We start from the raw sequence: 5,960 nt of genomic DNA on the forward strand, positions 1-5,960 counted from the left end.
ACCTTTGCAGCCCGCAAAAGAGGAAACGAAATTGCGGTTGTTAATTGAAAAAGGAAGCAAAAATTATTTAAAAATAAAGTTTGCAAATTCAGAAAAGGTTTCTACCTTTGCAATCCCAAAACGAGGGAGAAAAAATCGGAAACGGTTTCGAAAATAACGTTAACAAACCAGGAGCGATTCCTGGTTATGAAATTTGAAAAGTTAAGTATCGAAGGGTACGAAAACATATAGGAAGTCTGAGACAGACGACCGCAAAAGTTCTTAAAAGAGATAGAGAATAAATTATGCAGCGTAACAGCAGAACAGCAATGTTCAGAAGTTATAAGCGAACTTAACAAGAGGATAATGTAAGAGAATATTTTTTTTACAGATTACTATTGATTGAGTTAATAGGGTCTGGATTTGAACAACACATTATACAATGGAGAGTTTGATCCTGGCTCAGGATGAACGCTAGCGGCAGGCCTAATACATGCAAGTCGAACGGGATTTGGGAGCTTGCTTCCAATGAGAGTGGCGCACGGGTGCGTAACACGTATGTAACCTACCTTAATCTGGGGGATAGCCTCTCGAAAGAGAGATTAACACCGCATAACATCACGATATAGCATTTTATTGTGATCAAATATTTATAGGATTAAGATGGGCATGCGGAACATTAGCTAGTTGGTAAGGTAATGGCTTACCAAGGCTACGATGTTTAGGGGATCTGAGAGGATGACCCCCCACACTGGTACTGAGACACGGACCAGACTCCTACGGGAGGCAGCAGTAAGGAATATTGGTCAATGGGCGCAAGCCTGAACCAGCCATGCCGCGTGCAGGAAGACGGCCCTACGGGTTGTAAACTGCTTTTGTACCGGAATAAACTTTGATACGTGTATCAAGCTGAATGTACGGTAAGAATAAGGATCGGCTAACTCCGTGCCAGCAGCCGCGGTAATACGGAGGATCCAAGCGTTATCCGGATTTATTGGGTTTAAAGGGTGCGTAGGCGGTTCTTTAAGTCAGGGGTGAAAGACGGTAGCTTAACTATCGCAGTGCCTTTGATACTGAAGAACTTGAATACACTTGAGGTAGGCGGAATGTGACAAGTAGCGGTGAAATGCATAGATATGTCACAGAACACCAATTGCGAAGGCAGCTTACTAAAGTGTCATTGACGCTGAGGCACGAAAGCGTGGGGATCAAACAGGATTAGATACCCTGGTAGTCCACGCCCTAAACGATGAATACTCGATGTTGGCGATATACGGTCAGCGTCTAAGCGAAAGCGTTAAGTATTCCACCTGGGGAGTACGCCCGCAAGGGTGAAACTCAAAGGAATTGACGGGGGCCCGCACAAGCGGAGGAGCATGTGGTTTAATTCGATGATACGCGAGGAACCTTACCCGGGCTTGAAAGTTAGTGAATGATCCAGAGACGGATCAGTCCTTCGGGACACGAAACTAGGTGCTGCATGGCTGTCGTCAGCTCGTGCCGTGAGGTGTTGGGTTAAGTCCCGCAACGAGCGCAACCCCTGTGAATAGTTGCCAGCACGTAATGGTGGGGACTCTATTCAGACTGCCTATGCAAATAGAGAGGAAGGAGGGGACGACGTCAAGTCATCATGGCCCTTACGTCCGGGGCTACACACGTGCTACAATGGATGGTACAGCGGGCAGCTACCTGGCAACAGGATGCCAATCTCGTAAAGCCATTCACAGTTCGGATCGGGGTCTGCAACTCGACCCCGTGAAGTTGGATTCGCTAGTAATCGCATATCAGCAATGATGCGGTGAATACGTTCCCGGGCCTTGTACACACCGCCCGTCAAGCCATGGAAGCTGGAAGTGCCTGAAGTGCGTAACCGCAAGGAGCGTCCTAGGGTAAAGTCGGTAACTGGGGCTAAGTCGTAACAAGGTAGCCGTACCGGAAGGTGTGGCTGGAATACCTCCTTTCTGGAGCATTATCCAACCTTTAGTTAGTGGCGCAATAACAGTAAACCCTGTTACCTGCATGATTATTTTCTTATTTATTCTCTATTAGTTATTGATTGAATGATTTAGTGAATTAGTGATTGAAAGATCACCGGCTCAATAAATCGATAATTCAATAAATCACTAAATAAAAAACAACCCGGAAGATGAAGCCATCGGTTGTGGTGCAGCCATAATAGTGGCAAGATTGTAAAGATAAACAAACAGTCCTGTAGCTCAGTTTGGTTAGAGCACTACACTGATAATGTAGGGGTCAGCAGTTCAAATCTGCTCGGGACTACTAAGGCAAGTCAAAAGTTGAAAGTCAAAAGTCAAAAGCCGCAAGGTAATGACACAATGACCCAATGACTAATGACGGAACACATCTGAAAGGGGGATTAGCTCAGCTGGCTAGAGCACCTGCCTTGCACGCAGGGGGTCAACGGTTCGAATCCGTTATTCTCCACAAACCCACCGTTTCCCGAAAGGGATAGGATATAATGCAAGTTATCTTAGTAATAAGATATTGGGGCAAGTTCTTTGACATATTGGAAGAAGTAATAATAAAGAAAACAACAGTAGAGACGGTTGTTGGCTTTAGACCTTGAAAAAAGGGATTACAGATAAAAGACAGACGGCTTCGGCAAGAAATCTTGGTTCTTGATTCTAATATCTTGACTCTAAACGACAATCAGATCAAAAAGCATACAGTGGTGAGCAAAAGCATCACAAGTATAGAAGAAAGTAAGAAAGGGTACACGGGGGATGCCTTGGCTCTCAGAGGCGATGAAGGACGTGATAAGCTGCGATAAGCTGCGGGGATTAGCAAATATGAATTGATCCGCAGATTTCCGAATGGGGAAACCTAACTAGTTGAAGACTAGTTGCATAAATGCGCAAACCTGCTGAACTGAAACATCTAAGTAAGCAGAGGAAGAGAAAATAATAATGATTTCCTGAGTAGTGGCGAGCGAAAGGGAAAAAGCCCAAACCAGCTATGTTACGGCATAACTGGGGTTGTAGGACCACAATATGAATATCAAAATGAACCGGAACGGGGTGGGAAACCCGGCCATAGAGCATGAGAGCTGCGTACGGGTAAGTAATGATAGGATAGTGGTATCCTGAGTACCGCGAGGTCGGAGACGCCTTGTGGGAATCTGCCGGCACCATCCGGTAAGGCTAAATACTCCTGAGAGACCGATAGTGAACCAGTACCGTGAGGGAAAGGTGAAAAGAACCCCGAACAGGGGAGTGAAATAGAACCTGAAACCGTGTACTTACAAGCGGTCGGAGCACCTTCGTGGTGTGACGGCGTGCCTTTTGCATAATGAGCCTACGAGTTACTCCTCTCTGGCAAGGTTAAGTGTTTAAGACACGGATCCGAAGCGAAAGCGAGTCTGAAAAGGGCGTATAGTCAGAGGGGGTAGACGCGAAACCTTGTGATCTACCCATGGACAGGTTGAAGGTGCCGTAACAGGTACTGGAGGACCGAACCGATAAACGTTGAAAAGTTTCCGGATGATCTGTGGGTAGGGGTGAAAGGCTAATCAAACTGGGAAATAGCTCGTACTCCCCGAAATGTTTTTAGGAACAGCGTGGTGGTTAAGTTATATAGAGGTAGAGCTACTAATTGGGTGCGGGGGAGTCAAATCCTACCAAATCCAGATAAACTCCGAATGCTATATAATATACACTGCAGTGAGGCTATGGGTGCTAAGGTCCATGGCCGAGAGGGAAAGAACCCAGACCATCAGCTAAGGTCCCCAAATTAACGCTAAGTTGAACTAACGAGGTCCGATTGCACAGACAGCTAGGATGTTGGCTTGGAAGCAGCCATTCATTTAAAGAGTGCGTAACAGCTCACTAGTCGAGCGATCGGGCATGGATAATAAACGGGCATTAAGCGTTATACCGAAGCTATGGATTACATATTTATATGTACTGGTAGGGGAGCATTCTAATTGCCGGTGAAGCAGGAAAGACAATTGACTGTGGAGGAATTAGAAAAGCAAATGTAGGCATAAGTAACGATAAGGCGGGAGAGAAACCCGCCCACCGAAAGACTAAGGTTTCCTGATCAACGCTAATCGGATCAGGGTTAGTCGGGGCCTAAGGTGAAGCCGAAGGGCGTAGCCGATGGACAACTGGTTAATATTCCAGTACTTTTTATAACTGCGATGCGGTGACGGAGTAGTGACACTGACGCGAACTGACGGAATAGTTCGTTAAAGGCCGTAGGTATAGGAGAGGTAGTTAAGTACGCCACTCTTGCTGAAAGCTGATAGTACACTGAGCCTTCGGGTAAGGTGATAGTTCAGGTAATCAGACTTCCAAGAAAACCCGCTAAGCTTCAGGTTATAAAAACCCGTACCGTAAACCGACACAGGTAGTCGAGGAGAGAATCCTAAGGTGCTCGAGTGAATCATGGCTAAGGAACTCGGCAAAATGGCCCTGTAACTTCGGGAGAAGGGGCGCTGGTAGCAATATCAGCCGCAGTGAAAAGGCCCAGGCGACTGTTTAACAAAAACACATGGCTATGCAAAATCGAAAGATGACGTATATGGCCTGACACCTGCCCGGTGCCGGAAGGTTAAGAGGGGATGTTATTCGCAAGGAGAAGCATTGAATCGAAGCCCCGGTAAACGGCGGCCGTAACTATAACGGTCCTAAGGTAGCGAAATTCCTTGTCGGGTAAGTTCCGACCTGCACGAATGGTGTAACGATCTGGGCGCTGTCTCAGCCATGAGCTCGGTGAAATTGTGGTATCGGTGAAGACGCCGGTTACCCGCAACGGGACGGAAAGACCCCATGCACCTTCACTACAACTTAACATTGATATCGGATACAGGATGTGTAGGATAGGTGGGAGACTGTGATCCTGCTTCGCTAGGAGTAGGTTAGTCAACGTTGAAATACCACCCTTTCTGTATTTGGTGTCTAACTCGATCATGTCGAGAACATTGTTTGGCGGGTAGTTTGACTGGGGTGGTCGCCTCCAAAAAGGTAACGGAGGCTTTCAAAGGTAAGCTCAGTACGCTTGGTAACCGTACGCGGAGTGCAATAGCATAAGCTTGCTTGACTGTGAGGCAGACAAGCCGAGCAGGGTCGAAAGACGGATATAGTGATCCGGTGGTTCTGCATGGAAGGGCCATCGCTCAAAGGATAAAAGGTACGCTGGGGATAACAGGCTGATCTCCCCCAAGAGCTCATATCGACGGGGAGGTTTGGCACCTCGATGTCGGCTCGTCACATCCTGGGGCTGGAGAAGGTCCCAAGGGTTGAGCTGTTCGCTCATTAAAGTGGCACGCGAGCTGGGTTCAGAACGTCGCGAGACAGTTCGGTCCCTATCTGTTGTGGGCGTTGGAAGTTTGAGTGGGGCTGACCTTAGTACGAGAGGACCGGGTTGGACTAACCTCTGGTGAATCTGTTATGCCGCCAGGTGTACTGCAGAGTAGCTACGTTGGGAATAGATAAGCGCTGAAAGCATCTAAGTGCGAAACTAGCCACAAGATGAGACTTCCATTGAGGATCGTAGCAGACTACTACGTTGATAGGTTACAGATATAAAGGTGGTGACATCAAAGTCGAGTAATACTAATAATCCGAAGCTTTCTCATAGCAGGTAAAGAGTGGTATGCACAAGGTTCTTACACCTATGCATACCACTAAGAACAAAGCTGTTGTTTTCTTTAATTATTTACTTCTTTCAATTATGTTTAAGTTTATTGGTCATTAATCATCAGGTCATTGAGTCATTCAAAACCTTACGATAAATGTCATAAACAATGAAATATAGAAGTTATTGCCCATAAGGCCCATGTGATCAGATAATGACACAATGACCTAATGACACAATGACTGTCTGAAGAAATTCAGGTGCCTATATCGGCGGTGTCCACCTCTTCCCATTCCGAACAGAGAAGTTAAGCCCGCCAGAGCCGATGGTACTGCAGTAAAATGTGGGAGAGTAGGTCGGTGCCCAATCTTAAAGTTAAACCC

General features: G+C 46.6%; 2 tRNA genes and 3 rRNA genes. All 5 read left to right on the forward strand.

What is annotated here, in order from left to right:
- Positions 1-418 precede the first annotated feature (418 nt).
- Positions 419-1,940: ribosomal RNA gene (locus NPE20_RS26735) — 16S ribosomal RNA — on the forward strand.
- Between the two features lie 244 nt (positions 1,941-2,184).
- Positions 2,185-2,259, forward strand: a tRNA-Ile gene (locus NPE20_RS26740).
- Between the two features lie 91 nt (positions 2,260-2,350).
- Positions 2,351-2,424 (forward strand) — tRNA-Ala (locus NPE20_RS26745).
- 272 nt (positions 2,425-2,696) lie between these two features.
- Positions 2,697-5,578, forward strand: a 23S ribosomal RNA gene (locus tag NPE20_RS26750).
- A gap of 255 nt (positions 5,579-5,833) precedes the next feature.
- Positions 5,834-5,945, forward strand: a 5S ribosomal RNA gene (rrf, locus tag NPE20_RS26755).
- Together the 16S, 23S and 5S rRNA genes with 2 tRNA genes alongside form the textbook arrangement of a ribosomal RNA operon.
- The last annotated feature ends 15 nt before the right edge of the window (positions 5,946-5,960 follow it).

The organism is Mucilaginibacter aquariorum, from assembly GCF_024498135.1.
GTDB lineage: Bacteria > Bacteroidota > Bacteroidia > Sphingobacteriales > Sphingobacteriaceae > Mucilaginibacter > Mucilaginibacter aquariorum.